The organism is Rubripirellula tenax (assembly GCF_007860125.1).
Taxonomy (GTDB): domain Bacteria; phylum Planctomycetota; class Planctomycetia; order Pirellulales; family Pirellulaceae; genus Rubripirellula; species Rubripirellula tenax.
Genome location: NZ_SJPW01000001.1, coordinates 81,794 through 108,292, shown reverse-complemented (window position 1 = coordinate 108,292; position 26,499 = coordinate 81,794). Strand labels below are relative to the sequence as shown.

25 protein-coding genes and 1 tRNA gene are annotated in these 26,499 nt (G+C 56.1%); 17 read left to right on the top strand and 9 right to left on the bottom strand.

Going from position 1 to position 26,499, the window contains the following annotated elements:
* The first annotated feature begins 54 nt into the window (after positions 1–54).
* A complete protein-coding gene (locus Poly51_RS00460; protein ID WP_146453390.1) occupies positions 55–2,205 on the top strand; it encodes an AGE family epimerase/isomerase in 2,151 nt (716 codons plus the stop codon).
* A 118-nt stretch (positions 2,206–2,323) separates the two neighbouring features.
* Positions 2,324–2,938, top strand: coding sequence for a DJ-1/PfpI family protein (locus Poly51_RS00455; protein WP_146453389.1), 615 nt, complete (start codon positions 2,324–2,326; stop codon positions 2,936–2,938).
* Positions 2,939–3,345: 407 nt separating this feature from the next.
* Here the strand turns inward: Poly51_RS00455 and Poly51_RS00450 are convergent, their stop codons facing one another.
* The 4 genes from Poly51_RS00450 to tilS all read right to left on the bottom strand — a co-directional run bounded on the left by Poly51_RS00450 (position 3,346) and on the right by tilS (position 6,662).
* On the bottom strand, positions 3,346–3,999 hold the full coding sequence (locus Poly51_RS00450; protein WP_246114184.1) for a hypothetical protein: 654 nt from the start codon (positions 3,997–3,999) through the stop codon (positions 3,346–3,348).
* A gap of 197 nt (positions 4,000–4,196) precedes the next feature.
* Complete coding sequence (gene rnpA / locus Poly51_RS00445) at positions 4,197–4,556, bottom strand: ribonuclease P protein component (protein ID WP_146453388.1); 360 nt, start codon at positions 4,554–4,556, stop codon at positions 4,197–4,199.
* Between the two features lie 6 nt (positions 4,557–4,562).
* A complete protein-coding gene (locus tag Poly51_RS00440) occupies positions 4,563–5,540 on the bottom strand; it encodes a DnaJ C-terminal domain-containing protein (protein WP_146453387.1) in 978 nt (325 codons plus the stop codon).
* A 78-nt stretch (positions 5,541–5,618) separates the two neighbouring features.
* Positions 5,619–6,662: a tRNA lysidine(34) synthetase TilS gene (gene tilS / locus Poly51_RS00435; protein WP_146453386.1), complete on the bottom strand. Its 1,044-nt coding sequence runs from the start codon at positions 6,660–6,662 to the stop codon at positions 5,619–5,621.
* A 412-nt stretch (positions 6,663–7,074) separates the two neighbouring features.
* Here tilS and rny point away from each other — a divergent pair, with 412 nt between their 5' ends.
* The 6 genes from rny (at position 7,075) to phoU (ending at position 13,875) form a co-directional block, all read left to right on the top strand.
* Positions 7,075–8,634 carry a ribonuclease Y gene (rny, locus tag Poly51_RS00430; RefSeq protein WP_146453385.1) on the top strand — a complete coding sequence of 520 codons (1,560 nt, stop codon included), beginning with the start codon at positions 7,075–7,077 and terminating at the stop codon, positions 8,632–8,634.
* Between the two features lie 299 nt (positions 8,635–8,933).
* Positions 8,934–10,001, top strand: a complete 1,068-nt coding sequence (locus tag Poly51_RS00425) for a PstS family phosphate ABC transporter substrate-binding protein (RefSeq protein ID WP_146453384.1) — start codon at positions 8,934–8,936, stop codon at positions 9,999–10,001.
* 8 nt (positions 10,002–10,009) lie between these two features.
* Positions 10,010–10,975 (top strand): phosphate ABC transporter permease subunit PstC, encoded by a 966-nt coding sequence (gene pstC, locus Poly51_RS00420; protein ID WP_146453383.1) that lies wholly within the window; start codon positions 10,010–10,012, stop codon positions 10,973–10,975.
* Entirely contained in the window at positions 10,972–12,228 is a 1,257-nt protein-coding gene (locus Poly51_RS00415) for a PstA family ABC transporter permease (protein ID WP_146453382.1), read from the top strand. Before pstC ends, Poly51_RS00415 begins: the two co-directional genes overlap by 4 nt.
* A gap of 34 nt (positions 12,229–12,262) precedes the next feature.
* The gene (gene pstB, locus Poly51_RS00410; protein WP_146453381.1) at positions 12,263–13,144 is read left to right on the top strand and encodes a phosphate ABC transporter ATP-binding protein PstB; all 882 of its coding nucleotides are present in this window, start codon (positions 12,263–12,265) and stop codon (positions 13,142–13,144) included.
* A gap of 44 nt (positions 13,145–13,188) precedes the next feature.
* The gene (gene phoU, locus Poly51_RS00405; RefSeq protein WP_146453380.1) at positions 13,189–13,875 is read left to right on the top strand and encodes a phosphate signaling complex protein PhoU; all 687 of its coding nucleotides are present in this window, start codon (positions 13,189–13,191) and stop codon (positions 13,873–13,875) included.
* A 27-nt stretch (positions 13,876–13,902) separates the two neighbouring features.
* Here phoU and larC read toward each other — a convergent pair whose 3' ends face one another.
* Complete coding sequence (gene larC / locus Poly51_RS00400; protein ID WP_146453379.1) at positions 13,903–15,093, bottom strand: nickel pincer cofactor biosynthesis protein LarC; 1,191 nt, start codon at positions 15,091–15,093, stop codon at positions 13,903–13,905.
* A gap of 197 nt (positions 15,094–15,290) precedes the next feature.
* On the opposite strand from larC, the gene ykgO reads away from it, so the two are divergent.
* The 5 genes from ykgO to Poly51_RS00375 all read left to right on the top strand — a co-directional run bounded on the left by ykgO (position 15,291) and on the right by Poly51_RS00375 (position 18,120).
* Positions 15,291–15,443, top strand: a complete 153-nt coding sequence (gene ykgO / locus Poly51_RS00395) for a type B 50S ribosomal protein L36 (protein ID WP_040763550.1) — start codon at positions 15,291–15,293, stop codon at positions 15,441–15,443.
* A gap of 120 nt (positions 15,444–15,563) precedes the next feature.
* Positions 15,564–15,980 (top strand): DUF4430 domain-containing protein, encoded by a 417-nt coding sequence (locus Poly51_RS00390; RefSeq protein ID WP_146453378.1) that lies wholly within the window; start codon positions 15,564–15,566, stop codon positions 15,978–15,980.
* A gap of 119 nt (positions 15,981–16,099) precedes the next feature.
* A tRNA-Ser gene (locus Poly51_RS00385) sits at positions 16,100–16,188 on the top strand.
* 31 nt (positions 16,189–16,219) lie between these two features.
* Positions 16,220–16,855, top strand: a complete 636-nt coding sequence (gene upp, locus Poly51_RS00380; RefSeq protein ID WP_146453377.1) for a uracil phosphoribosyltransferase — start codon at positions 16,220–16,222, stop codon at positions 16,853–16,855.
* A gap of 20 nt (positions 16,856–16,875) precedes the next feature.
* Entirely contained in the window at positions 16,876–18,120 is a 1,245-nt protein-coding gene (locus Poly51_RS00375) for a NupC/NupG family nucleoside CNT transporter (protein ID WP_146453376.1), read from the top strand.
* A gap of 160 nt (positions 18,121–18,280) precedes the next feature.
* Here Poly51_RS00375 and Poly51_RS00370 read toward each other — a convergent pair whose 3' ends face one another.
* Positions 18,281–19,351: a zinc-binding metallopeptidase family protein gene (locus tag Poly51_RS00370; protein ID WP_146453375.1), complete on the bottom strand. Its 1,071-nt coding sequence runs from the start codon at positions 19,349–19,351 to the stop codon at positions 18,281–18,283.
* A 493-nt stretch (positions 19,352–19,844) separates the two neighbouring features.
* Between Poly51_RS00370 and Poly51_RS00365 the strand changes: the two genes are divergently transcribed.
* The 3 genes from Poly51_RS00365 to Poly51_RS00355 are packed head-to-tail and all read left to right on the top strand — an operon-like array spanning position 19,845 to position 22,972.
* Positions 19,845–21,260 (top strand): ATPase domain-containing protein, encoded by a 1,416-nt coding sequence (locus Poly51_RS00365; RefSeq protein WP_222435759.1) that lies wholly within the window; start codon positions 19,845–19,847, stop codon positions 21,258–21,260.
* A complete protein-coding gene (locus Poly51_RS00360) occupies positions 21,257–22,153 on the top strand; it encodes a GGDEF domain-containing protein (RefSeq protein WP_146453373.1) in 897 nt (298 codons plus the stop codon). The genes Poly51_RS00365 and Poly51_RS00360 overlap by 4 nt, the downstream gene beginning before the upstream one ends.
* 42 nt (positions 22,154–22,195) lie before the next feature.
* Positions 22,196–22,972: a carbon-nitrogen hydrolase family protein gene (locus Poly51_RS00355; protein ID WP_146453372.1), complete on the top strand. Its 777-nt coding sequence runs from the start codon at positions 22,196–22,198 to the stop codon at positions 22,970–22,972.
* A gap of 38 nt (positions 22,973–23,010) precedes the next feature.
* On the opposite strand, the gene Poly51_RS00350 is transcribed toward Poly51_RS00355, so the two are convergent.
* The 3 genes from Poly51_RS00350 to Poly51_RS00340 form a co-directional block, all read right to left on the bottom strand.
* Positions 23,011–23,928, bottom strand: coding sequence for a carbon-nitrogen hydrolase family protein (locus Poly51_RS00350; RefSeq protein WP_146453371.1), 918 nt, complete (start codon positions 23,926–23,928; stop codon positions 23,011–23,013).
* Between the two features lie 143 nt (positions 23,929–24,071).
* Positions 24,072–24,923 carry a TrkA C-terminal domain-containing protein gene (locus tag Poly51_RS00345; RefSeq protein ID WP_146453370.1) on the bottom strand — a complete coding sequence of 284 codons (852 nt, stop codon included), beginning with the start codon at positions 24,921–24,923 and terminating at the stop codon, positions 24,072–24,074.
* Between the two features lie 194 nt (positions 24,924–25,117).
* Entirely contained in the window at positions 25,118–25,966 is an 849-nt protein-coding gene (locus Poly51_RS00340) for a C45 family autoproteolytic acyltransferase/hydolase (protein WP_146453369.1), read from the bottom strand.
* A gap of 10 nt (positions 25,967–25,976) precedes the next feature.
* Here Poly51_RS00340 and Poly51_RS00335 point away from each other — a divergent pair, with 10 nt between their 5' ends.
* The gene (locus Poly51_RS00335; protein WP_186775255.1) at positions 25,977–26,420 is read left to right on the top strand and encodes an N-formylglutamate amidohydrolase; all 444 of its coding nucleotides are present in this window, start codon (positions 25,977–25,979) and stop codon (positions 26,418–26,420) included.
* Positions 26,421–26,499: the final 79 nt, after the last annotated feature.

Here is a 26,499-nt window from a genome sequence, read left to right as displayed (position 1 = left end):
TTCCCAACAACACTTCTCTCACCATTCGCACCACCCCTTCCTAGGTAACCATCAATGTCTAAGACTTCCTTTACTTTCTCCGACCTGATCGCCGGCTACGTCTCCAGTGTTGGAAACGATTCCAGCAGCTTTGGAATTCGCACCAGTGACGGACGCGAATTTGATGTCAAGTTGACTCCCACCGTCTTCGCTGAATTCATTCGTAATTTGGGTGAAGGATACCGCGACGCCTCGGCGAGTCTCGAAAATCTGTTGAGCGAAGGCCAGTTCCTGTTTGTCTACGGCGTGTTCTATCCTGACACCGAAGGGACTCCCAAGATCGAAGCGAAGCACATTGTCTTTGCAGGTGAGTCGACCGATGACTACCGATTTGAAGAACAAGACTGGTGGATCAATCAAATTCGTCAACTGGCGGACTACTACCTGGATCATGAATTCGGCGATGGTCCGATCAGCTATGAAGATTATCGTACGAACTTGGACATCAGTGGCGACAAATCAAGTTCAGGCCGGCAGGAAACGGACACAATTTCCCGCTTGGTCTACGGCTTTGCTTCCGCGTATTTGATGACCGGTGAAGATCGTTATCTGGAGGCCGCCGAAAAGGGCACCGTCTATCTGCGCGAAAACCTTCGCTTCCAAGATCGCGACAATGATGTCACCTACTGGTACCACGCCGTCGACGTGAAAAAAGATGGCTCCAAGCACAAAGTGTTGGCATCGGAATTTGGCGATGACTACCACGCGATTCCATGTTACGAACAAATCTATGCTCTTGCGGGACCTGTGCAGACCTACCGGATTACCGGCGATCAGCAAATCTTGGACGACGCCGAAGCAACGATTCAAACATTCGACAAATTCTTCAAAGATTCCTCTGAAAAAGGCGGCTACTACTCGCACATCGACCCCATCAGCCTGAGCGGTCATGACGCTTCGCTGGGCAAGAACCAAGCGAAGAAGAACTGGAATTCAGTCGGTGACCACGCTCCTGCTTATCTGATCAATCTATTCCTGGCGACAGGCAAAAAGGAATATGCCGATTTTCTTGAATACAACTTTGATTTGATTACCAAGCATTTTCCGGACTATCAAAACAGTCCGTTCGTCCAAGAACGATTCTTTGACGATTGGTCAAAAGACCAGACGTGGGGCTGGCAACAGAATCGTGCGGTTGTCGGACACAATCTGAAGATCGCATGGAACTTAACGCGAATGAACAGCGAGCGTTCGAAAGCGAGCTACGAAGAAATGGCTGAGAAGATCGCCAGCGTGATGCCTGCTGCCGGTAGCGATCAACAGCGTGGTGGCTGGTACGACGTGATGGAGCGAGAACTTCAAGACGGAGAAGAATCGCATCGCTTCGTATGGCATGATCGCAAAGCCTGGTGGCAGCAGGAACAAGCCATTCTGGCGTACCTGATTCTTGCGGGAGTTACCGGCAACCAAGAACACCGTCGTCTGGCTCGTGAATCCGCTGCGTTCTATAACGCATTCTTCCTCGATCAAGATGCCGGTGGAGTCTACTTCAACGTGCTCGCAAACGGATTGCCTTACGCTCTCGGTACTGAACGTGGGAAGGGGTCGCACTCGATGGCTGGATACCACTCGTTTGAATTGTGCTACTTGGCCGCCGTCTATACCAACCTGTTGGTAACCAAGCAACCAATGGACTTCTACTTCAAGCCTAACATTGACGAACTCGTCAACCGCGAACTCCGCGTTGCTCCTGATATGCTGCCCGCTGGGAGCGTGAAGCTTGCTCAAGTATGGGTCGATGGACTACCGCATGATGATTTCGATAGTGACCAATTGATCGTTCGCCTGCCTGAAGGGTCAGGAAGCGTGAAGGTTCGCATCAAGCTGATTCCAGCCGACGTGACGTTTGGTGCGGACCTGCTCGAAGTAAGCGGAAATGAAGCGATCATTTCGCTCTATGGCCAACTGGATGAGTCCAATACAAGCTTGCTGGTTTCAGCACTCGAAGCCGTCCACGCTCAAGGCGTCAGTGTTGTTCGTTTGCAGGCAAAGGATTTGAAAAGCATCAGCTCAAAAGCAATTCGTGCCATTGGCATGGAGATTGAGAGCTTTGGGCCTGAGTTTGCAATCCGATTCTGCGACGCAAACGAGTCGATCTCGATCGCGATGAAAGCAAGCGGCTTGGCGGACGAATTGCACCTCGAAACGGCAGTCTCAGCAAGCTAGTAACGTTGCGACAATCATGGGGCCGGACAATCGTTCGGCCCCTGCTTTGTCCTGCTCGGTTTCACTCAATTTCATTTCGCAAAGACACCATTTCATTTATTCACAACGGGAATCAACCATGACATTGTCCAAACCCAAGATCGGCGTGTTGATCGAAGAACACTTTGATCCAAGCGAGTTTCGTCGCTTCAATCAGTATTTCCCTGAGCAGGGATTCCAAGTGGAGTACCTGAGTCATCTGTGGGGTAATGACTCGCTAACGTTCACCAGCAACCCAACCGACGGCGTCGTTGAAGAAAGCGTTATAGTACATACTGAAGTCGCGAACGTTTCACCGCAAGATTATGCAGCGATTCTACTGATTGGTGGATATGCAATGGATCGGTTGCGGTATCAAGCCGAAGCCGTTCCCGGCCAACCAAACCAAGCTCCTGCCGTTGAGTTCTTGCGCAAGTGTGTCGATACAAAAGACCTCAAGATTGGGACGATTTGCCATAGCCTGTGGCTATTCTGTGCCGACCGCCAATTGCTGGAAGGTCGCAAAGTGACTTGCGCTCATAACGTGATTTGCGATATCGAAAACGCCGGTGGACTGGTTCAATACGACGGTTCCCAAACGCAAGAATTAGTAATCGACGGCAACCTCATTTCGGGTAAACACCCCGGAATGGTCGATCATTTTATGGAAACGATCGTTCAAGAAATCGAAGCTCAGCTTGCTGTTGTGGCCTGAATGATTGGCTGGAACGTGGAACGCATACGCGGGTGGTGACGAAACGGCTGCGGTGCTGACTTGTGGGGTGGCCTATTCGTAGTTTGGACCTCGCGACCTACAGTCTATTAAGTGATTGACTCCCGCTGATGGCCTTGGGACTTCGCGAGTCGTGTCGCAAATCCTTAGTCGTCTGTCGCAAATGATACTCGGCTCTCTATCGTGGTCTCGATACAAGGCAAAAAGGGCCACCCATTTTTTAGATCCATTATGAGGAGCGGTCTCGCGGCTTCCCTTGGATGGGATCGCCTCGGGGGCCTCATTTGCCTTGTCTGGGCTGAAAAGAATGATCGATGGAGCCTCAGCGATTCTGCCCCGCGCAGCACGCACCCCAGCTTGACTCTGGAGATCAATGCCAAGTCGCAGGGTCAGACCGAAGAAAGGCCCAGTGGGTTCTCTCGAGCGCACAGCCAGCCTTGGCCCCGACGGCACGCCTCACTAGCAAGACTCTCCGGCGTGCCCGCTGCCCGCTTGAAGATCCGTCCGAATTTCCGCACGATATCGCACCAGCCATGCGTGTCCAAACCAATCCGCTGCAGGATCGGACTCAAGTGCTCCGGGATACTGCCGACCTTGTCCGCGCACAATTGGCGGCCCGTCCAATCGAGCAATTCCAGGTATCGAGCCATCGACACTGGCAAGAACCCCTTGCTGCTGGCCCGACGACCTGACGCATCCACAGCAGGCCCAACCTCGTCATCACGCTCATTGATCTCGATCGGACTCATCCATCCGCTGCGACGTCGACGGCGACTCCGCTCCCAATCATGAGTGCTGGCGCGGCTTCGATCCGATCGCTCGCTCAAATCATCAATGCGTTCCTTCGCTCCGGTGAAATCACTGGTTTCCGGCGTCTCGGCCAACGCCGCTCGAATCGGATTGAGATCCACATACGCCGCACAGACCAGCAAAATGGCTTCATCCAGTAGAATCTGCGCCTTGTATCTGCCCTCCCAAAAATGTCCAGTGACCTGATCTTCCGCGTTGCTTCGGCGGGCGATGTTTTCAGAAGTACAGCGCATCCACCAACTGATGTCTGACAAACGCTGGCGTCTCTCCGCGAGCACCTCCGGCTGGCCAAGAAAAGGTGACGGGGGGAGTTTCCGTTGGCACGCCGTTCGATCGTGGCCCTGGCACGTCGTGACAGGTTACCGAAACTGCTTTGCCGTTCGATCCCCGCGAGCGGCGTCGCGGGGCCACATAGGGTTGCCCGTTTTGATCACTGACTGCCGACTCTTCGCACCGCTTTCTTGGCCAGACGTGGGACTGATTTTTTGATTTCGGCCCATGTTGGCTTGGCGTCTTTTTTGGGGCGGACGACGTAGTCGTATCCGGCCGGGATGTTGTGTTGGCTCAGCCGAAAGGATTCGCGGATCAGTCGCTTCCATCGGTTTCGCATCACTGCGTTGCCCGTCTTCTTGGGAATCGTAACGCCCATCCGCGGTGGTTGGTCGGTAGCGGTTGCCGCGATCGCGAACAGAACCAAAACGCCATCGGCGGCGCAGGAACCTTTCTTCAGCGCGAGCGTGAACTCGGTCGATCGCCGCACGCGTTGTTGTTTGCCGAAGGTGTATCGCATGACGAACTAGAACGACAAATCCGTCCGCAACGACATCGGGTTGCGGGCTTCGAATTGTCGGATCAGTTCTTTCGATTCGTCGTCGATCGATTCCGGCACGTGAACTTGCAAGACCACAACTAAGTCGCCGGCCGATCCGTCGCGTTGCTTGACGCCTTGTCCTTTCAACCGCATCCGTTTTCCGCTGCTGGTTCCCGGCGGTACCGACATCGTGACGGGCTTGTCCGGTGTTGGCACGTCGATCTTCGCACCCAGGATCGCTTCGCTGGCACTGATGGGAACGGTGACTTCCAAGTTGCGACCGATCCGCCGGAAGTGCGGGTGGTCGGAAACTTTGATCAACAGAATCAAGTCGCCGCTGGGGCCTCCGTTGGGCGACGGTTGGCCTCGATCACGCAGGCGGATTTTGGATCCCGTTTCGACGCCGGGCGGAATTGTGACGGCGATCTTCTCGTTGCCGTCGCTGGTGCTGATGTAGAACTCGGTCTGTCCGCCGCGGACGGCGACTTCCAAGGGAATGTCAAGCTCGTGTCGCGCGTTGGCGCCTCGTTGGGGCGTCGTCGGACGTCGGTTGGCTCTGCCACCGCGAGGCCCTCCACCGCCGCCACCCACCATTTGTTCAAAGAAGTCCGAAAAGCCGTCGAACTGGGCTCCGCCTCCGCCGCGCCCCCGGCCGCCGAATATCTGTTCCAAATCCAGACCTTCAAAACCGGCGGCGCCTCCGGCTCCCCCGGCACCCGGATTGAATCCCGAGCCACGAATTTTCTCGAAGTCCGCACCGTATCGATCGTAGGCGGCGCGTTTCTCGTCGTCGCTGAGGACATCGTTGGCTTCTTGGATTCGTTTGAAGCGATCCTGGGCCTTCTTGTCGTCGGGGTTTTTATCGGGATGGAACTTGATCGCTAGCTTGCGATAAGCCTTTTTGATGTCGTCCTTGGTCGCAGTGCGCGGGACACCCAATGTTTGGTAGAGGTCGTCGGCCACAAATGATGTCTGGGGAAACAAAGGAGTTGGAAAATGGCATGATCGAGGCGTCAAAATGGCAGATTTCGACGCAAACGACTAGACAGAGCAAACGGCGAACCAGATGCAGTCGCCCACCGGCCGCACATCGATCTTGCCGGGCAGCGTGTAGCGTTCGTCCGAGCCGCCGGCAACGGTATCGGCCAACCGCCGCCAATGGTCGCGAGTCATTTCGCCTCGCGGCCAGCCACGGGCGTCCCAGATTAGTTGAAGTCCCGCGATCACGACGGCTGGTTCGGTGCGAAAGTCGCGATTCACGGCAACTTGTTCGCCCCCGACTCCTTGGCCACCTGCTCTTTTACCACCTGCTCCTTCGCCACCCGGGGATTGCCGTTCGACCCAATCTTGGGCCGCCGATTCGATAAAGCTTCGCCAATCCCGCTGGGCCGCCGTGGCACGACCGATGGCTTCGGAGGCGTCGGGATAGCGAGTCTCGATCATCGGAATCAGCTCGCGACGAATCCAATTTCGCTGGTAAACGACTTCCTGGTTCGACGCATCTTCACGCCACGGTTGACCGATCGAGCCTAGAAAATCGCGAATTTCGACTCGCCGGACGTCGATCAGCGGCCGGACCAGGACCAAGTCCTGATCGATCGATCGATGGGCTGCGATGCCGGCCAAGCCTGCCGGCCCGGTGCCCCGCATCAGGTTGTGCAGCACCGTTTCGACGTTGTCGTCCGCCGAATGGGCAACCGCGATGTAGCGGCAGCCGTAGCTTTTGGCCGTCTCGATCAAGAACTGCGTTCTTGCCGACCGCAGCGACGCTTCGTCGGATTTCGGGGCTTCGTCGGAATCCTGATCAGTGGCGCGGCGGCTGGCGAACCGCACCGACAAGGATTCTGCTAATTCGCGAACCGATTGCTCGTCGCCGTCGGACGCTTCGCCTCGCAGTCCGTGGTTGAAGTGGGCGGCGACCAAGAAGCCGCGTTCGTTCGGGTATTGTTCCGCAATCCGGTTCAGCCCACACAGCAATCCGACGCTGTCGGCGCCGCCGCTGCAGCCGACGACCACGCCGACGCCCGTCCATCGAGGGGGCGGCCACGCGGCGACGAGCCGTTCGATAAATGGGTCGATTCGCATCAACGAGGGCTTCGGTTGTTTCGCCAGGCGCGGCGAGGTGTTAATCTTGGACCGTTGGCGACTACTCCCTTTGGGATGTCGCCGATGAAATTGCCTTCCAAAGATTAACAACCCCACCGGACAACAGAACCTCCCCCGTTGTTCCTTGGCGACTCATCTCGGCTCATCAAACCCTTCGCTTCGCACATTTTCGTCGCGCGGCGGTGTGAGAAATTTTCAATGTGGCTTTTCGTTTTAACCGTCATCGCGTCACTCCGTCGGCCTTCGGCGGACGTGGTCGCATTGTGTGACGGTGGGCGAAGCCATGACGATTCCAACGGTTTGTCCCCGCGGGCCGAAATGACGCAATTGCGCGTCGCCACGAAGTCCAACAACGGTCGGTTTTCGAGTTCTCGATATCGAGGACGCACGAATGAATACTTCCATCGCATTCTATTGCCTGATCTCCCTGCTTGTGGGTTCGGGCGTCACGTTCGGCCTGTTCAAGGCGAACGATAAAAAGCGAACTGACAAAGCGAACGAAGAAGCCCAAAAGCTGCTCGCAGCGGCGCGCGGACAAGCGGAAACGCAACGCGCCGAACTGATGTTGGCGGCCAAAGAATCCGCGCTGCAACTCAAAGCATCGGCCGACGAAGAATTGGCCGCTGGCCGCAAAACGCTCAGCATTCGCGAACAGAAACTCGATCGCCGCGACGAGCAACTTCACCAACAGGAAGACGCGCTTAAGAAACAACAACGCGGCCTCGAGAGCAGCCAAACTCGATTGGCGGCGCAGATGAAAGGTGTCTCTGACCAACGAATCCAACTGGAAAAGACGCTCAAAGAACAGTTGTCGATTCTGGAAACGGCCAGCGGAATGTCGCGTGCCGAGGCGACGGAGAAGCTGATGGCGTCGTTGCAAACGGACTTGGAACACGAACGCGGATCGGTGCTGCTGAAGCACAAGAAATTGATGGGCGAAGTCGTCAACGCGCAAAGCCGCGAGATCCTGTTGACCGCGATCCAGCGGTACGCGTCGGCCCACACCGCCGAATCGACCACCAGCACCGTCGATGTGCCGACCGACGACATGAAGGGGCGAATCATCGGCCGCGAAGGTCGCAACATTCGCGCGTTCGAAAAAGCCACCGGCGTCGACGTCATCATCGACGACACGCCCGGCGTCGTCATCGTCAGCGGGTTTGATCCCGTTCGCCGCGAGATTGCCCGACAATCGCTCGGCGCACTGATCGCCGACGGTCGGATCCATCCGTCCAAGATCGAAGAGGTCGTCGAAGAGACGACGAAAAAGATCGACGACTTCATGATGCAAAAGGGACGCGAAGCGGCTGACGAAGTCGGTGTTCCCGGATTGCACGACAAAGTCATTCGCATGCTCGGCCGGTTGCACTTCCGGACCTCGTACAGCCAGAACGTGCTGCGGCACAGTGTCGAAGTCGCTTTCATTTCCGGCCTGGTCGCTGAAATGATCGGCATGGATGGCGATCTGGCTCGGCGATGTGGATTGCTGCACGACATCGGCAAGGCGGCCGACCACGAACTCGAAGGCGGCCACCCCAAGATCGGCGCCGATATTTTGCGTCGTAACGGCGAGGGACCCGAAGTCGTCCATGCGGCGCTGGGCCACCACGACGAAATTGTCACCGAGCATCCCTACACGATGCTGGTCGCGACCGGCGATGCGTGCAGCGCCAGCCGCCCCGGCGCTCGGCGCGAGTCCCTCGAACGGTACGTCAAACGGATGGAGGAATTGGAATCGATCGCAGGCCGGTTCGACGGCGTTCGGCAAGCATTCGCGATCAGCGCGGGCCGTGAATTGCGGGTCATCGTGGCCAGCGAAAAGACGACCGACGAACAGGCCGCGTCGATCTGCCATGGCATCGCCAAGGCTTTCGAGTCCGAGCTGACGTACCCCGGCGAGATCAAGGTCACCGTGGTCCGGGAAGCCCGTTTTACCGAGACCGCCAAATAGCGAAGATTGCGTTAAGTTTGTGTTAAGGTGCTTCGTGGGTCGCCGTGCCCCCTGGTCTGTTTGGTCTTCGTCGGTCGTTCCCAGTGTCGAGTTTTGCTGGTCCGGTCAAACCTTAACGGGGCCGATCACCCCAGTCGGTTTCCGGCGTCTCCGAACGCCAATTGTGAAGAACTTGCCGCACCGCCAACGTGCCGGTAGCATCGCCAGGGTTCTGCTTCATAATCGCGGTTTCCCGTCGTTGAATCGCGTCGGATTCGCCCCTTTCGGGGCGGTCACTGCCACCACCGGAGTTCCTTTTGATGAAGTTACAGAGTCCCGTTTTTGCAATCACGTTCGCCGCGACTTTGGCGTTTTTTGTCGGTTGCGATTCGACGAAACAGGCGGCCGGTCCCGCAACCAACGACTCGCCTGCTGGTGATACGGAAACCGCATCGACGCTGGTCGGTGATATCAAGATCGACGGCAGCAGCACCGTCCAACCGATCAGCGACGCTGTTCGCGAAGCGTTCATCAAACTGCACCCAGGCGTCAAAGTCACCGTCGGCGGCCAGGGTACGGGCAACGGGTTCAAAGAGTTTTATGCCGGCGCGACCGATATCTCGGATGCTTCACGACCGATCAAGTCGGGTGAATTGGAAAAGGCCCAAGCAGCCGGAATCGATTTTCTTGAATTGGCGATTGCCTACGACGGTCTGACAATCGTTGTGAATCCCAAAAATGACTGGGTCAAATCGTTGACCGTCGAGCAGCTGACCAAAATCTTTGTCGGCGACAATGCCGCCAAAAAGTGGAACGACATCGACCCGAGTTGGCCCGATCAAGAAATTAAGATCTTCGCACCCGGCACCGGATCGGGAACCTATGACTATGTCAAGGAAGTTACGGCAGGTGACAACGAACTACGCGGCGACATGACGCTGAACGAAGACGACAACGTTTTGGTTCAAGGCGTTGCCGGCAACAAGTTTTCGATCGGGTTCTTCGGCGTCGCCTACTACACCCAGAACGCAAAGATTCTTCAGGCCGTGCCGATCGTGAACCCCGAAACGAACGAACCGACCTTGCCGACGACCGAGAACATCGCCTCGGGTAAGTATGCGCCGTTCAGCCGTCCGTTGTTCATCTACGTCAACGCCCAATCGCTCAACCGCGCCGAGGTGCAAACGTTCGTCGACTTCTATCTGGAAAACGTTTCGACGTTTTGTGCGGAAGGCAAAGTCGATTACGTGCAACTGCCCGATGACGTGTTCGAACGAACGCTCGAAAATTATGATTCGGTTGCGACCGGGACTCACTTCATCGACGGCCAAGGTAAAACCCGCGAGGGAACCTTTGCCGAGTTGTATACAGCCGAAAACCTAGAATAGAACTAGCGATGCCAGCCTCGAAAGATTCGTCGCTTCCGGCGGCGCTTCAGAAACGCAATTTCCGTTCGACCGCGTCAAGCGAGTTTCGCGAGCGGTGTGTGGTTGCGTTCTTGGCTGCTTGTGGATTGACGACGGTGTTGATAACTGTCTGCATCGTTGCGATGTTGGTCAGCCAGAGCTGGAATTTCTTCCAAAGCGAGCACGTCTCGTTGACGGATTTTTTCACCGGCAGCGAGTGGACCGCACTGCAAAGCCAGAATTTGGCGAACGCCAAGTTCGGGATCTGGCCGCTTTTGAGCGGTACGCTTCGCGTCACATTCATCGCGATGATCATCGCACTTCCACTGGGTTTGATCACGGCAATTTACTTGTCCGAGTTCGCCGGTACTCGCGTTCGAAAAACGTTGAAGCCGACGCTGGAAATCATCGCCGGAATCCCGACGGTGGTTCTGGGGTACTTCGCGATCCTGGTGATCAGCCCCTCGCTGCAATGGATGACCGGCGGCGCGTTCGATACGTTCAACGCCACCAGCGCCGGCATCGCCGTCGGAATTCTCTGTTTGCCGATGGTGTGCAGTTTGTCCGAAGACGCGATGCGAGCGGTGCCCACGGCGCTTCGCGAAGGTGCCTATGGTCTGGGTTGTACGCCTTTCGAAACGGCAGTCAAAGTCGTCGTGCCTGCGGCGCTGTCGGGAATCATCTCCGCGTTCCTGTTGGCGTTCAGTCGCGCGATCGGCGAAACGATGGTCGTGGCGCTGGCGGCCGGGACGCGTGCGACCGCAACGTTGGACCCGCGTGAACAATCCCAAACGATGACCGGCTTCATCGTCGAAATGATCAAGAGCGAAAACGAGTATGGGACGGTTCAATACTTCAGCCTGTATGCGGTTGCCGTCACCTTGTTCGTGATCACGTTCGGAATGACTTTGTTGGGGCAATTGATTCGTCGTCGATACCAAGAGTCTTACCAATGAGCCAATCGGCGACCCCCGAATTGCAAACTTCGCGACTGCCGACGGCGTTGGTAAACCAAGACCCGTCGGTCGCGGCCAGCGATGCGCGTAAGCGAAAGCAACTGAGCCGATTGTTTTTCTGGCTCTGTGTCGCGATCGCGTCGATCAGTGTCATCGTGTTGGCGGTGCTGTTGATCTCCATCGGCGTCCAAGGGCACAGTCGTCTATCGGCCGACTTAATCGCCAATTCGCACAGCGAACTCGAACCCGAAACCTCGGGGATGCGCCCGGCGATCATCGGTTCGTTGTTCGTGTGCGGCGTCTGCGGACTGGTGGCGTTGCCGCTGGGCATCGGGACGGCGATCTTTTTGGAAGAGTTCAAGCCGACCAGCAAATTGCTTCGTGGTTTGCACGGATTCATTCAATTGAATATCGCCAACTTGGCCGGTGTGCCGTCGATCGTTTTCGGACTGCTGGGGCTGACGGTGTTTGTTTATATGTTCAACGTCTTCGGGCTGATCCAAGTCAACAAACCCGGCGGTTGGGAGTGGTTTGGCGCCAAGCACTATTACCAAGTTCTTTCGCTCGAACCGGGCCAAACAATCTTGATACCTCAATCGGATCTGGACAAACCCACGATCAAGATTGAGGGCCCGGTGGAAGCGGTCGATGCCGATGGCAATCGATTTGAAGTTCGGACGTGGGATCGTAAAAGCGGTCCGAAGCCGGCCGACAAGGCGACTCGCATGCGGACGGTCAAACAGGGTGCCGTCGGTGGCTCGTACTCACAACGATCGTGGTATTACTTCCGATTGCCGTTCGGAAAGAGTTTCTTGGCGGCTGGTTTAACGCTGTCGTTGGTGATTTTGCCGGTCATCATCATCGCCGCGCAAGAAGCACTTCGATCGGTTCCGCCGTCGCTGCGTGAAGCGTCGCTCGGGTTGGGCGCCACCCAGTGGCAAACGACGCGTGATGTCAGCCTGCCGGCCGCTTTGCCGGGGATCATGACCGGTGCAATTTTGGCTCTCGGACGGGCCATCGGCGAGGCCGCACCGGTGTTGGTCGTGCTGGGGGCGGCAATCGCCAAGAACAGTGGCCCGCAGAACTTGATGGATAGTGTTGTTACGATGCCGGTACTGATCTTTAACTGGGCCGGCCGGCCGCAGGCCGTGTACCAGGAAGTCGCCGCCGCTGCGATCATCGTGTTGCTTATTGTTTTGTTAGCACTAAATTCGGTGGCAATCTATGTTCGGAACAAAGTCCAGTCCTACTAATCGCACACGAACCCACTCGATAGTGTCCCAACACATGTCTGCTGAACCTTCGTTGCCCGGCGTCCCGCGACCGCTATCGGACATTGCTGGAAGCGATGTCGTTGACGGTGATGGGGGGACTTCGCCGACCGCCAAGCCAGCACCGGTTTCGCCTGCGCCCGAAGACGTGCGGATCGAGATCCGTGATCTGAATGCGTACTACGGTGACTTCCAGGCCCTCCATTCGCTAAGTATCCAAATCCCACGAAACAAGGTCACCGCGTTCATCGGACCTAGCGGTTGTGGCAAGAGCACGCTACTGCGCTGGATCAATCGGATGAACGACCTCGTCCCCACCGCCCACGCGACGGGAACGCTTCGGATGGGCGACTTGGATATTCTTTCGCCCGCGACCGACGTTGTATCGCTGCGTCGTCAAATCGGGATCGTGTTTCAAAAGCCCAATCCGTTTTCGAAGTCGATCTACGACAACGTCGCCTTCGGCCCTCGTTTGCACATGCGGTTGAGCAAGTCGGAACTCGACGAGTTGGTCCAATGGTCGCTGGAGAAAGCAGCCGTCTGGGAAGAAGTCAAAGATCGACTGCACAAACCGGCGCTGGGTTTGTCAGGTGGGCAACAACAACGCTTGTGCATCGCCCGTGCGATCGCCGTCGGCCCCGAGGTGTTATTGATGGATGAACCGTGCAGCGCGCTCGACCCATCAAGCACCCTTGCGATCGAAGATTTGATGGACGAACTTCGCGACCAGTACACGATTGTCATCGTCACGCATAACATGCAGCAAGCGTCGCGGTGCAGCGACAAGACGGCGTTTTTCTTTGAAGGTAAACTGATCGAATTCGGCGAGACCGAGCAAGTTTTCACACTTCCTAAGAGTCGCCAAACCGAAGATTACGTTCGCGGTCGATTCGGTTGATTCAATATGCTGCACGTTCAACACACTTCATCTACGGATAGACCATGACCAAGCATCTCGAACGAGAACTCGAACTGCTGCGCGGCGAATTGATTCGCCAATTCGGTGTCGTTGAACAAATGATTCAATTGGCTGTCCGATCCTTGGTCGAGCGACGAACCGACCTGGCAGATCGTGTGATCGAAAGCGATAGCCGCGTCGACGAAGCCGATATTCGGATCGAAGAAGAATGCTTGAAGCTGTTGGCGCTGCATCAACCCGTTGCCACGGATATGCGCTGGCTGATTTGCGTCGTCAAGGTCAACGGCGAACTGGAACGGATGGCCGACTTGGCGTGCAATATCGCCGAACGGGCCAAGTCGCTTGACCTTTACCCGCTGTTTCCGGTCCCCGACGAATTGACCGAGATGGTCGTTGCGACGAACAAGATGGTCAAAATTTCGCTCGATGCATTCGTCGAACGCGATGCAAAGAAGGCAACCGAAGCGATCAAGTTGGACACTCTTATCGACACGATGAACCGCGTCGTGATCGACCAACTGCACACCATCATGCGAACCGATCCCGACCTGATCGAACCGGGTGTCCATTGCTTTAGCGCATCGCGTCATTTGGAACGGATTGCCGACTTGGCCGAAAATATTTCCGAAGACGTCATCTACTTGGTCAAAGGCGAAATCGTCCGTCACAAGCATGGGTTGATCTATGATGCGACCACCGCGAACGATTGACTTTGCCGTGCCGCGTTTTCTGGGAACTCATACGCGGTTCATCCAGGCCTTCGTCGCTTCGCGGCGGATATCGTCCGTCGTCGTTTTGTTGATCGATGCAAGGGCGCGAGCGTCGTCATCCTCGATCGTCAATCTCAGTTGGCCACTGGGCAACGTTACCACTTTGCCGCGAATCGGGCCGAACTTTGTTTCGATCGTTTCGGCGTGGCGAACCAATTTGTGTCGGTCAACAGAGTGACGGCGGATGCCGATCGACGAAGTGTGTTCAAAAATGATCTGTTCCAACATTCCGACTCGGGATGGAGCCGCGATCACGGTCAGCAAGATTCCCGCACGGCCCTTCTTCATCGTGCAAGGTGTTTGGAAAGCATCCAATGCTCCCGCCGCCATCAAACGCTCGGCGCAATCGGCGATCTGCTGGGCGGTCGAGTCGTCGATGTTCGTTTCCAAGACGACTGCGCGGTCGGCGTCGACGTTCGCGATCACGCTGGTTTGATTCGCATCGCCCAGCAACACGCGAAGCACATTGGCTTGTCCGGTCAAGTCGCGTGTTCCCGCGCCGTAACCGATCGAGTGGATCGTCATCCCGGGCATCGGCCCAAACGATTGCGAGGTGGCTTTCAAGATCGCGGCGCCAGTCGGCGTCGTCAGTTCAGCCTCGATGTCCGACGGTGCGATCAGCACACCCCTCAGGATGTCGGCCGTGGCCGGCGCCGGTACGGAAACTCGGCCGTGGGCGATCGTGATGAATCCGGTGCCGGTGGGGACGGGGGACGCGGCTACCGTTTCGATGCCCAGCATCCCGAACGCAACCGCCGTGCCGACGATATCGGCGATCGAATCGACGGCGCCGACCTCGTGAAAATGAACTTTTTCTAAGGTCGAATTGTGGACTTTGGCCTCGGCGACCGCGACTTCCTGGAAAATTTTCTTCGCCAGCGTTTTCGCCGTTTCGTCGACCTCGGTCGCCCGGTCGATCATCTCGTGAATGTGGTGCAGGTGGCGGTGGGCGTGTTCGTCGGGGTGACCGACTTTGACGTGGACGGCACGAAAACCGCACTTTTTGACGATTTCGGCAGTCATCGACAATTCGGGCAGCCCCATCGAGCGGACCGCCGCCTCGATCGCGGCAATATCGGCCCCCAGATCCACCAGAGCTCCCAAAGTCATGTCGCCGCTGATGCCGGAGAGGCAGTCGAAGTACGCGATTCGGGCCATTTTTCTCGCTTTCAATGCTATGAGAGGGGGCAATTGGAGTGGTGTGATCGGAGGATGTTTGACGATTGACAGCTTTGGCGTTGAAGGTTTTCCCAAGATTGGTATACTCCCGGTCCGCCCGACGTGGTCCAGCGACGCGCGGTCAAACTGAACATTCAAGCCAAAACGTAAACCATAAGTTCCCGAAGAGCGATCCGATGAAAGTTGTCAGCAGCATTGGTGCCCTGAAGTACCGCCATCCCGATTGCCAAGTGGTCAAACGCCGCGGTCGGATCTATGTGATCTGCAAGAGCAATCCGAAGTTCAAGGTCCGCCAAGGCGGCGCGAAGGTCAAAAAGGCCCGTCGTTAAGCGGACGTCGCGAATCCGACTCGCTAAGCCACAATTCTGGCCCAGGCTCTATTCATACGAAGCGACCGACTTTTCCAAGTTGGTCGTTTTTTCGTTTGCTCATGCCCAGAGAACCCTGCGATGCGAAATTTTTCACTCCTTGGTTTTGTCTTGATTGCCGCCTTGGTTGTTTCAGGTTGCCAGCGGAATGCTGCTCCCGTTGCCACGGATGCTGTGGCAGGCGTCGGCACGCCCACTGGGGTCGTGACCATCGAAATCGTGACGGCGGATGGCACGAAGGCGTTCACGGTCGACGAAGTTGCTGAGGGGACGACGTTGGAACAAGTCATGGAATCAGCCAGGGACATGCCTGTCGAAATTTCCGGCAGCGGCACGACCGCATTCGTCCACAGCCTTGATGGCCGATCGACGTCCGCCAGCGAAGGGTGGACGTACCGGATCGACGGAGAGTTTGCCCATTCGGGCATCGGCGCGGCGGTGTTATCGCCACCGACCACAGTGACATGGAAGTTTGGCGACTGGGAGGCTGGCGAATAGCGAAACGACGGATTGGCTTGCGATCGCCGATTCCGATGCGGTTCGCTTGCTTGGTGTTGCAGCTAGGCGCCTTTGCAAGCGTCGATCGTCGTGGCTAGAATTTCGCAAGACAAAAATAGGGACGGTTGGCCGAGTCTGGTTTATGGCACCGGTCTTGAAAACCGGCGTGGGGGAAACTCTACCGGGGGTTCGAATCCCTCACCGTCCGCTTAGCGTTCTGTTTAAGGTGCAACCAACCAGTGGCTTTCATCACAAAGATTGAACATCCGCTGGTTGAACACCATCTTTGCACCGTTCGTGACAAGCAAACCCGCTCGCATGATTTTCGCGCCGCGATCGGTCGCTTGGCGGTCTTGGTCGGAATGCGGGCGACCGAAGATCTTCCCCTGACGCCAGTGAAGATCCAAACGCCGATCTGTGAAGCCGATTGCCAGCGGATCGATGTGCGTGTCGAACTGGTGCCGATTCTGCGCGCCGGTTTGGGAATGGTCGAACCGCTGCAGGGTTTGCTTCCCGATGCGGCGGTCTGGCACTTGGGTTTGTATCGCAACGAAGAAACGGCCGAGCCCGTCGGCTACTACGACAAGCTACCCAAGTCCGGCGCACCCAACGTCGCACTGGTACTGGATCCGATGCTGGCCACCGGCGGCAGCGTCGAAATGGTCATCGAACGATTGATCAGCTGGGGCGTCCCCGACATTCGGGTGCTCAGCATCATTGCCGCGCAAGCCGGCGTTGATCGCGTCGCGCGAGACTTTCCCAACGTCAAGATCTTTGTCGCCACGATCGATCCTGACTTGAACGAACATTCGTTCATCGTGCCGGGGCTTGGCGACGCCGGCGACCGTATCTTTGACACGCCCCAACACGGCTAACCTCGCTCGAAGATGGTCCCATGCAAGCTCGACTGATCTGCGTCCTCGGCTTGTTCGTCTTTATCCTGATGGCCTGGATCATCAGCACCGATCGCAAGCGATTTCCCGTTCGCGTGGTCGTCGGCGGGCTGGCGTTGCAGTTGGTGCTGGCGTTCTTGGTCTTGAAAACGGAAACCGGTCGCTACGTCTTTGTCAAAATTGGCGAAGCGTTCGAGAAGGTGATGGATACGGTCGCCGCTGGCAGCGGTTTTTTGTTCTCGGCCCGCGGTGACGAAACGCTGCTAACGACGTTTGCGTTTGGTGTGCTGCCAACGGTGATTTTCTTTTCGTCGCTGATGAGCATTCTGTATCACATCGGCATCATGCAGCGATTGGTGTGGGCGATGGCGTGGGTGATGCGGTTTTCGCTGGGCACCAGCGGCGCCGAAACACTTTCCGCAGCCGCCAATGTTTTTGTCGGGCATACCGAAGCCCCGCTGGTTGTGCGTCCTTATCTTGCAACGATGACACGCAGCGAATTGTGCGCGATGATGACGGGCGGATTCGCAACGGTCACCGGCGGATTGCTGGGTGTGTACGCAGGCATGGGCATCGACATCTCGCACTTGCTGACCGCGTCGATCATCAGCGCGCCGGCCGCATTGTTGATCGCAAAAGTGATGGTGCCGGAAACCGAACCCGAAAAGGTTTCTGCCGAAATGAAACTTGCCAGCGCCGGTAGTCATGTCAACTTGATCGGCGCGGCGGTCGAAGGCGCCAGCGACGGATTGAAGTTGGCGCTGAACGTCGGTGCGATGTTGATCGCGTTCTTGGCACTGTTGGCGTTGGTCGACGTGATTTTGGGTTACGGTTGTTCGTTGGTCGGGCTAGTCGATACCAACAACGATCCGCGAATCACGTTGGGAGTGATTCTAGGTTATGTGTGTTGGCCGCTGGCGTGGTTGCTTGGCATCCCGGCCGCCGAGTGCATGGAAGCCGGACGTTTGATCGGACTGAAAACGGTCGCCAACGAGTTCATCGCCTATGACGCGTTGGGGAAACTCAGTACCGGCGAAGGCGGCCAGATCAGCCTGCGTACCGAGACGGTGTTGACGTACGCACTGGCCGGGTTCAGTAACTTTGGTGCGATCGGTATCCAGGTCGGCGGCATAGGCGGGCTAGAACCTTCGCGAAAAGACGACCTGGCAAGGCTGGGATTGCGAGCCATGTTCGGCGGACTGCTGGCGTGCTGCATGACCGGCGCGGTGGCCGGGTTGCTGCTTTAGGATCGAGCGGTTTTTTAGTGTCGTCTTTCGCTCTGCGAAAGCAACGCTTTACGCAACTTTCGCGGAGCGAAAGGCGACTATTACTTCCCACTCGATCCTTACTGCTTCTACAAAATTGTTATCGGTGGAATTCTGGTTGAGCAGGGACGCATGAGTTTTGTTATGAGTGCAACGACGCCTTTCGGACCAGGTCATGCACGAAACCAAGTTTCGTCACGACAGCGGGCGTCAAAATTTCCGGCACCAAGTCGATCAATCCCATCGCACGGTTGGTTTCGTTGAGAACGACACCGAGTCGAATGTATGCGTCGACCATGGTGGGCAACTCGGCACTCGTCGGATCACAACCGCCGTGGATGCCCACGTTCCAAGCCGTGTCCAGGACACTGACCATGTCCAGGTAAGTGGCAAAGGTTTCGGCGAAATCTTCCCACGGGTGCATCGTGGCATAGGCACTGATATAAGCGGCTTGCCAGTGCGGCTTGGGGCCATCTTCGTAATACAGCTTTTGGGCTTCGCTGTAGGTGGGTTCGGCGTGATCCCCGAAAACGGCTTTGCATTCGGATTCACAGGCTCCTTGAACCAGCATCTGCCAATAGTAATGCGCGATCTCATGACGGAAATGTCCAACGACCGTTCGATGGGCCTCCTGGAACAAAACGCGATTCCTTTCTCTTTCCACCGAATCGGCTTCGCGCAAATTAATTGTGATCTTCCCGTCGGCGTGGCCCGTGTAAACCCGCTCTTCTTTTCCCAGCGAACGCCACTGTTTGTCTTGAAGCAGCTTGTCGGCTTTGAAATCAAATGCAAGCGGCGGCACGAAGCCTTCCTCTTTGGTTCCGTAGGGAAGTTTCAGTAGGTCCAACGTGTACAGCAATCGACGCTTCGCTTCCTCCAACTGCAACCACATGTCCCGATTGCCCGGAACCGACAAGTCGGGAATCGTATCGTTGTACCGACAGTAGTCGCACAGGTCCGCATCTTTTGCATCACTGTTTTCGCTTAGGCAGCAGCGATTGCAGACGCCGTGCAGCGTATAGTTGCGACACTTGACCAGCGTGACACCGCACGCTTGGTGCCCGCATTGCAGCGTGCTTTTGCCTTCCGCTGTCGATAACAGCGTGGTCATGTTGTCGCACGCCGGGCACCATCCCAGGGCGTGGTCGCAGGCGACGCAACGCGAGTTCTCAAAGAAGGTTGTGTTTCCACAACGGCACTTAAATGTTCTCATAAGATCAGAGCTGGTCCCGCCAAGTGAAGCTCGTGTGTCTGCCAATTCCCAACAACTTTGCCCAGCAAAAAGGCTAAGCAACATTTCCATCGGCGAATCGGACGAGGAGCTTAGCACGTTATCTTCCGGCCAGGTGCCTGTCACGATCGACTCAGCGTTTTTTTCTGCGCCCAGCACGACAGCAATTCAACCCTGAGCGGAGCCGTCGGCAAAGGGCGGGTTTTTCAAGTAAAAACAAACGAAATATGCTTTCCCAAGAGTCCGCTCAATTGCATCGCCGTCGGATCGATAGTAACCTGAATTGTGCGTGGTGAATGTCTTTTTTCTCGTCACGCCGAAAGTGCTCAGCGGCGGCTGGCATCCCGATCCTGCCGCCACAATGCCATCACTGGCAATCTGAGTAACAATGACAATCAAGAAGCAATCCGCAACCGAAGCCGCTGTTGCCGAAACCTCTGTTGCCGAGACCAGCAACGTAAAACTTTCCGTCGGCGTGGACGGGCTCGATGAAATTCTCAAGGGCGGTTTGAGACCGCGAAATGCCTATCTCGTCAAAGGCGGACCGGGCTGCGGAAAAACCACGTTGGGGTTGCACTTTCTGACCACGGGCAGCAAGAACAACGAGCGAGTGCTCTACGTCTCGCTCAGTGAACCCGAGCACCAACTACGTGAAAATGCGATCGGACTCGGTTTCGATCTGACGGGTGTTGAGTTTCTCGACCTGAGTCCCTCTCCTGAGTTTTTCGCCAAGGTTGAGAGGTACGATATTTTTTCCACCGCTGCGGTTGAACGCGATCCGATGACGATGCAGATTGTCGAGGCGATCGAAAAGGTCCGACCAGAGCGGGTGTTTCTCGACTCGATGACACAGTTCCGTTATCTGAGCACCGATGTTTTCCAGTACCGCAAACAGGCGACAGCCTTCCTCCGGTATCTGGTCGATCAGGGTGCGACCGTGCTGTTCACTTCGGAAGGAACGCCCGACATTCCGGATGACGATCTGAAGTTCATGTCCGACGGTGTAATTGAACTTGAACTGACCGAGGAAGGTCGAACCATCAAGATTTCCAAGTATCGCGGTTCCGGCTTCCTGCCTGGTAGGAATGCGATGCGTCTGGGCGATCAAGGCATAGCGGTGTTTCCTCGCCTGCTGTCCACGAAAATCCGCCGCGACCACGTCGCCGAACCGCTGTCCTCGGGTATTCCCGAGCTCGATGAATTGCTTCACGGTGGGATTGAACGTGGCACCGTCACGATTCTCACCGGCCCGACAGGAGTCGGTAAAACGACATTGGGATTACAGTTCATCAAGGAGTCATCCGGTCGCGGCGAACGATCTGCGGTTTATACGTTCGAGGAAGGCGCGGACACGCTGATGAACCGCTGTGGTGAGATCAGTATTCCCGTTCGCGACATGGTTGATCGCGGCATTCTCACTTTAGTACAGGTCGAAGATCGCGTCTCGGCAGATGAGTTCGCGCACATGGTGCGCTGCGATGTCGAAGAGCACGAACGCAAGATCGTGATGATCGACAGCGTCGCAGGTTACGCGATGTGCGTACGCGGCGAAGATGATTTTACTTCCCAGCTCCATCGGCTGGGTATGTACCTGAAAAACATGGGCGTCACCTTGATTCTGATCAACGAGGTCGAAAATATTACCGGAGATTTCCAGGCGACCGATGGCAAGGTGAGCTACCTCTCGGACAACATCATTTTCCTTCGCTATCTGGAACTCGACGGCCATTTGCGAAAGGCAATCGGCGTTCTGAAGAAGCGGGCGGGCGACTTTGAAAAAACGATGCGGCAGCTCAAGATCACGAAATACGGACTGAAGGTTGGTGAACCTCTGACTGGCCTACGCGGCCTGCTGACTGGTAAACCCGAGGTTGTCGACAAGACGCCATGAAAAAACCACGTCTACTCATTCTCACCGCCAACCGAGCTAATCGCACGTTACTGGAGGATTGTCTAACGCACGACCATGAAGTCGTCACAGCGGCGGGCGATGACATTCTGGACATCTCGTTTGATCTGGCAATTCTAGACGCTCCCACGTTGGCCGATCTGAAGAAACACGTGGAAGAAAGACGTAAGTCTGAGCACCCGGGTTTTCTGCCGTTCCTGGTCTTTCTGCCCCGCGCTCACGCCAAGTCGGCATCGAGATTTCTCGGCAAAATCATCGATGACGTGATCCTTACGCCAATCGAGCCGACGGAACTCAAAGCCCGCGTCAACAATCTTCTAAGGTTGCGAACGCTCTCTTTGGAACTAAAAGATCGCTTGGAGGAACTCCACAAGATCTCCGTAACCGACGACGTGTCTGGCTTCCACAACACCCGCTTTCTCCATCTGTTTCTGGATGAACTGTTAGCGCAGCCCAAAGCGATTGTTTCGCTGGTGTTCACCGACATGGATAAGTTTAAAGCGGTGGTGGATACCCACGGTCACTTGCTAGGTGCTCAGGTGTTGCGCGAAGCCGCGGAAACTTTTAATCGGCATCTCGGACCCGAGGATCGCATCGTCCGTTACGGCGGCGATGAATACGTGATCGTCCTGCCGGGTCAGGGCAAGGCCGAGGCACTCGAGAAGATCGAGACTCTTCGAAAGGGGCTCGAGTCCGACACCTTTCTTCGTAAAGAAAAAATCAACCTTCAAATCACTGCGTCGATCGGCTTGGCGACCTATCCAGACGATGCCAAAGATAAACGTGAACTGCTTGCCGCCGCCGACCAATGCCTGTTTCGCAGCAAGGCCGCCGGCAAAAACCGCGTCACGGTTTACAAGGCAGATGGCCAGTAACCAAGTCGTTTAGTAACAAATCACCCAGGATATCTTGTTTCAATGCGAATTCTGATCGCGCTCGTTCAATTCGAAATTGCCCCATCCCAGCCCGAAATCAACCTGCCGCGAATGGAGTCGTTCATTCGGCAAGCCGCAAAACAAGGCGCCCAACTGGTCGTATTCCCCGAGGACGCGATCAACGGTCCGCTCGAAGGTCAGACGGATTTTGTTGGGACCGCACCAGCTTGTCTTGAGGCGTTTCAACAACTGGCGATCAAGTACGAAGTCGATCTCGTTCCCGGTACCTGGACCGTTCAGGAAGGCGACGCGCTTTACAACACCGCTCACTACATCAACAAAGACGGAAGCGTTGCCGGTGTTTATCGGAAGATCAATCTTTGGGAAACGGAAAAAGCAAAGCTGACTCCCGGCACAACGGTTTCTGTTTTTCCAACGGCCTATGGAATGGTCGGCATGATCATTTGCTGGGACATTTCCTTTCCAGCTCTGTTTGCCGAAATGGTCAAGCAAGGCGTCCGGCTGGTCATTTCACCGACTTATTGGTCTTTCCCGCGGTCTGCGGACTGCGACGGTGCAGTCGACGACGAGATTCTGTTGATCGATTCGCTGTGTACGACTCGGGCTTTTGACAACAATATTGTTTTCGCCTACTGCAATGCCGGGGGCGAATTGAAGTCAGACGATTGGGATGTTGTCCTCAGCGGTCGGTCTCAAATCACCCATCCCCTGGACAAAGTCCTTTGCAAGGCGACATCGAATGGGGACGAAATTGTTTTCGCCGCCGTCAGCATTGATGAAGACAATCCAATCGTCTGACGAATGTCGCCGAGCTGGACGAGTGATCAATCGTCCGCTTAGGCCTGAATCACCTCAACATCCGTTTCGTAGACACTCACGCGCTTGTCATACAATGGAATGGTCGTTCCGTTGATGCGGTTGGATACTAGCTTTGACAAGTCGACGTCGGCGATCACGATTTGCTCCATGTTGGGCACGCCTTCGGCCGCAACGCCATCCCGGGCAAACGGGAAATCGGAAGGCGTGATGATCGCGCCTTGCCCAAAGTGAAGCCCGAGGCCCTCGACTGTCAAATTGCCGACCGTGCCAGTCACCGCCACGTAGACTTGGTTTTCAATCGCCCGCGCGTGGCAGCAATAGCGAACGCGCCAAAAGCCTTGCTTGTCATCCGTACACGAAGGCACAAAAATAATGTCTGCGCCTTGCTCGCAAACCATCCGAGCGAGTTCGGGAAACTCGATGTCATAGCAAATCAAAATGCTGATGCGGCCATAGGCGGTGTCGAACACACGCACGTGCTGACCCGGATCGCCCTGCCATTTCTCCTTTTCCCAACGCGTGAGGTGAATTTTGTCTTGCGTGAAGATTTGGCCTTCGGGCGAAAAAAGATAGGCCGTGTTGAGCAACTTGCCATCGGTGATCGTCGGGTGGCTGCCGCCGATGATGTACATGCCCCATTGCTTGGCAAGTTCAACGAACAGTTGGGTGTACCGCTCAGTAAACTCATCCAGCCCGCGCACCGCTTTGCGTAGATCGTTGGTGTCCATGAATGAGAGCAACTGGGTGGTGAAAATCTCAGGAAACATCACAAACTGTGGCTTGTAGTCCCCGGCAGCTTTCATCACAAAGCGAACCTGATTTTCAAACTCATCCCAATCTTTGATCGAGCGCAGCAGATACTGAACCGCGGCGATACGCACTGTTTGCTGCACGGGTTTGTGGTCCGGTGATTTTGATTGAATGGGTGTCGTCATGGTGTTCTTTCGTAAGACACTTCGCCCGCAATTTGCGGGCCGGTTGTTTGGGATGTTTTGTATTTATCATGATGAAGATGAGCTCGGCGTCTGATAACGACAAACCCTGCGTCTAACGATCGCCGCCCATTGGACTGGGGGAATCACTCATCGGCTTTGGCTTGGGCAATTCGCTCGGCTTCTATATCGGCTTCGATTCTTCGTTTGGTCTGCAACTTGGCCTCAAGCTCCTGAAGACGAATTCTTTCCTGCTCTTCGTACTCATCCTGCTCTTCGACCGATCGCTTGTGTTCCGTATCGCCTTGGTGGCCGGCACGGCGCTGATCGAGTTTTTCCACGTCGTCCAAGTCGCCATACAGAATCAGAATATCGCTGGCTCGGACGATGTCTTCGCCACGTGGTGTTCCGTGAAAGATGCCCCCCGCGCGACGAATACTCAGTACGAGAATTCCTTCATCGGACAACCGCAATGACGCCAGCGTTTTGTCGGCCAGCCAGTCGCCTGGTTCTACCAGCATCTCGGTGATGGCATAGCCTCTCGACAATTCGAGCAGGGCGACATAGTCGCGAACCTCAAGATCCGTAAATCGTTTCAGGCACCATGCGATCACACGATTGGTATGGTGCTCCACCCAGCGACTGGTAAAAAAGAACCAGAGAAAGCCGATGCCCGCAGCCAGTATCGCTAGCATCCACCATCGGGTTTGTGCCGTCGAGTTCGTGGTGCTCATGACCGAAATCATGACCGTTGCACCCACGGTTGCGACACCCAGATTCCCCAGCAACATCAGTGTGGCAACGATCTGGCGACGCACCGGATGGCCAACAACCATTTCGGATTCGGTGGTCGTGAATCCAGCGCCGGTAAAGGCCGAGCGGGCCTGGAATTTTGCCGAGGCGCGAGACAGCCCCGTCGACATGAGTGCCATCGCCGCAACGCGTGTCACGATCATCGACACAGCCAGAGCGACCAACAGCGAAATAATCGGAAACACGCCAACCAATGAACACCTCCAAAAGGATAGAGAGACGCTTTTCGTTTACAAAACGATCCATCTTGCAACGGCGAAAGAACACGAGGGCGGTTTGTCACGATCAGGATGCCCGCAGGGTAAAAACAGGACGCTATCTGATGCTTCGAGCCCGCCTAATCTTGTAAAAACACTGTTGTTAAACACCAAAACGCCAGCTAGGTGTATCGCAGGGCCACGGCCTGTTCGGTGAAGTCTGCGAACGTTCGTTCAAGGCAGTAACCAGGCCAGCGGCACGTGAAGACTCCGCGAGCCGGGTTGTACGTCGTTGTATACAACGTGCCCCAACCCATTTGATGATTGAACTGGTACAGCGGCGGTTCCATGAACCGTTCCACAAACCGCTCGTGCGTTTCATCGGGATCTTGCAGACGTATCGAAAGCACGTGAGCTCGGTCCAGGCTGGCGGTGGCCCGTTCATGCTCGGGCCAATCGACGGTGTCTTGATGGTTGGTCGCCAGCTTGCGACGCGAAACCACAACGTCACGATCGGGTGAAACGAACACTGTGGCGTGGGCCCCGCTGCGATCGAGGACTGTGACGTTGTACGCCATATGGCTTGGTACCCGTTGCAGGACTTCGGTGGCCTGCGCCGTCGTGTCGCAGAATTCCAAAATGTAGCGAAGGATCAGCGGGATGCCGAATCCGACGCCTAGCGTCTTGCGTCCACCGAACGCTAACGAAACGGCTAGCCCGTCTTCGTTCATGCCGTCGAGCACGCCCCAGGCGCAATCGCTCATCGCCATCACTTGCTTGCCGTTCCAGCACGACCGCAGCAGCGTCGCTTCCCAGAGCTTTGAGCTGTAATCGTAGTTGCGAATCAAAAACGATTCGTCGCGAGTCCATACCGCTTGCGAGCACCCCGACAAGTACGGCGTCGGGCAATACAAGCTCAGGAACCTCGCGACGGCATCCGAACCACCACCCAGATCCACCAATTGGAAATAAAGCGGCAGCAACACGGGCATTTGGTCCAAGTACAGCATCGGCAGGGACGATCGTTCCAAGACGCGTGTTTTGGAAAAATACTATCGACCGTACCGGTGCAAGGTTCTTGATCGAGTGACTGCGGCGATTGCTGCGGAAGGGTTGGCGGTCCACTTGTCGGTCCACACCTTCACGCCCCGCTTTCGCGGCACGCGGCGCGCCGTCGACATCGGCATCCTGTTCGATCCCGATCGGAAGAACGAGGCGGCGATTGCAAACGCTTGGTGCAAGGATCTCGCAACCCGGTTGCCACGAATGCGGATCGCGGCAAACCAACCCTACCTGGGAACCGACGACGGTTTGACGACGTGGATTCGAACGAAGTTCGCCGCGCCGGAGTACGTCGGGATCGAGATAGAAATCGCCAACTCGATCGCCAAAAAATCGAAAGGGAGTCAGCATAAGCTGCTAACCGAACTCGCCACCACAATCGGCAACCCCACGTGGACCCACGACTCCGCTCGCGGGGCGTGAACTGCTTTGCAGTGCAGGGGCGACGCATCGTATACCCTGCAAACGTAGTCGCACGGCCACGTAGGGTGATCCGAATCGG

Excerpts from the sequence above, each read along its gene's own strand:
- Poly51_RS00450 (WP_246114184.1), bottom strand. The coding sequence starts at position 3,999 with ATGCGCTGTACTTCTGAAAACATCGCCCGCCGAAGCAACGCGGAAGAT.
- Poly51_RS00355 (WP_146453372.1), top strand. The coding sequence starts at position 22,196 with ATGCGAATTCTGATCGCGCTCGTTCAATTCGAAATTGCCCCATCCCAG.
- Poly51_RS00350 (WP_146453371.1), bottom strand. The coding sequence starts at position 23,928 with ATGACGACACCCATTCAATCAAAATCACCGGACCACAAACCCGTGCAG.
- Poly51_RS00370 (WP_146453375.1), bottom strand. The coding sequence starts at position 19,351 with ATGAGAACATTTAAGTGCCGTTGTGGAAACACAACCTTCTTTGAGAAC.
- rny (WP_146453385.1), top strand. The coding sequence starts at position 7,075 with ATGAATACTTCCATCGCATTCTATTGCCTGATCTCCCTGCTTGTGGGT.
- pstC (WP_146453383.1), top strand. The coding sequence starts at position 10,010 with ATGCCAGCCTCGAAAGATTCGTCGCTTCCGGCGGCGCTTCAGAAACGC.
- Poly51_RS00460 (WP_146453390.1), top strand. The coding sequence starts at position 55 with ATGTCTAAGACTTCCTTTACTTTCTCCGACCTGATCGCCGGCTACGTC.
- Poly51_RS00455 (WP_146453389.1), top strand. The coding sequence starts at position 2,324 with ATGACATTGTCCAAACCCAAGATCGGCGTGTTGATCGAAGAACACTTT.
- Poly51_RS00360 (WP_146453373.1), top strand. The coding sequence starts at position 21,257 with ATGAAAAAACCACGTCTACTCATTCTCACCGCCAACCGAGCTAATCGC.
- phoU (WP_146453380.1), top strand. The coding sequence starts at position 13,189 with ATGACCAAGCATCTCGAACGAGAACTCGAACTGCTGCGCGGCGAATTG.
- Poly51_RS00375 (WP_146453376.1), top strand. The coding sequence starts at position 16,876 with ATGCAAGCTCGACTGATCTGCGTCCTCGGCTTGTTCGTCTTTATCCTG.
- Poly51_RS00425 (WP_146453384.1), top strand. The coding sequence starts at position 8,934 with ATGAAGTTACAGAGTCCCGTTTTTGCAATCACGTTCGCCGCGACTTTG.
- rnpA (WP_146453388.1), bottom strand. The coding sequence starts at position 4,556 with ATGCGATACACCTTCGGCAAACAACAACGCGTGCGGCGATCGACCGAG.
- pstB (WP_146453381.1), top strand. The coding sequence starts at position 12,263 with ATGTCTGCTGAACCTTCGTTGCCCGGCGTCCCGCGACCGCTATCGGAC.
- ykgO (WP_040763550.1), top strand. The coding sequence starts at position 15,291 with ATGAAAGTTGTCAGCAGCATTGGTGCCCTGAAGTACCGCCATCCCGAT.
- Poly51_RS00390 (WP_146453378.1), top strand. The coding sequence starts at position 15,564 with ATGCGAAATTTTTCACTCCTTGGTTTTGTCTTGATTGCCGCCTTGGTT.
- Poly51_RS00415 (WP_146453382.1), top strand. The coding sequence starts at position 10,972 with ATGAGCCAATCGGCGACCCCCGAATTGCAAACTTCGCGACTGCCGACG.
- larC (WP_146453379.1), bottom strand. The coding sequence starts at position 15,093 with ATGGCCCGAATCGCGTACTTCGACTGCCTCTCCGGCATCAGCGGCGAC.
- tilS (WP_146453386.1), bottom strand. The coding sequence starts at position 6,662 with ATGCGAATCGACCCATTTATCGAACGGCTCGTCGCCGCGTGGCCGCCC.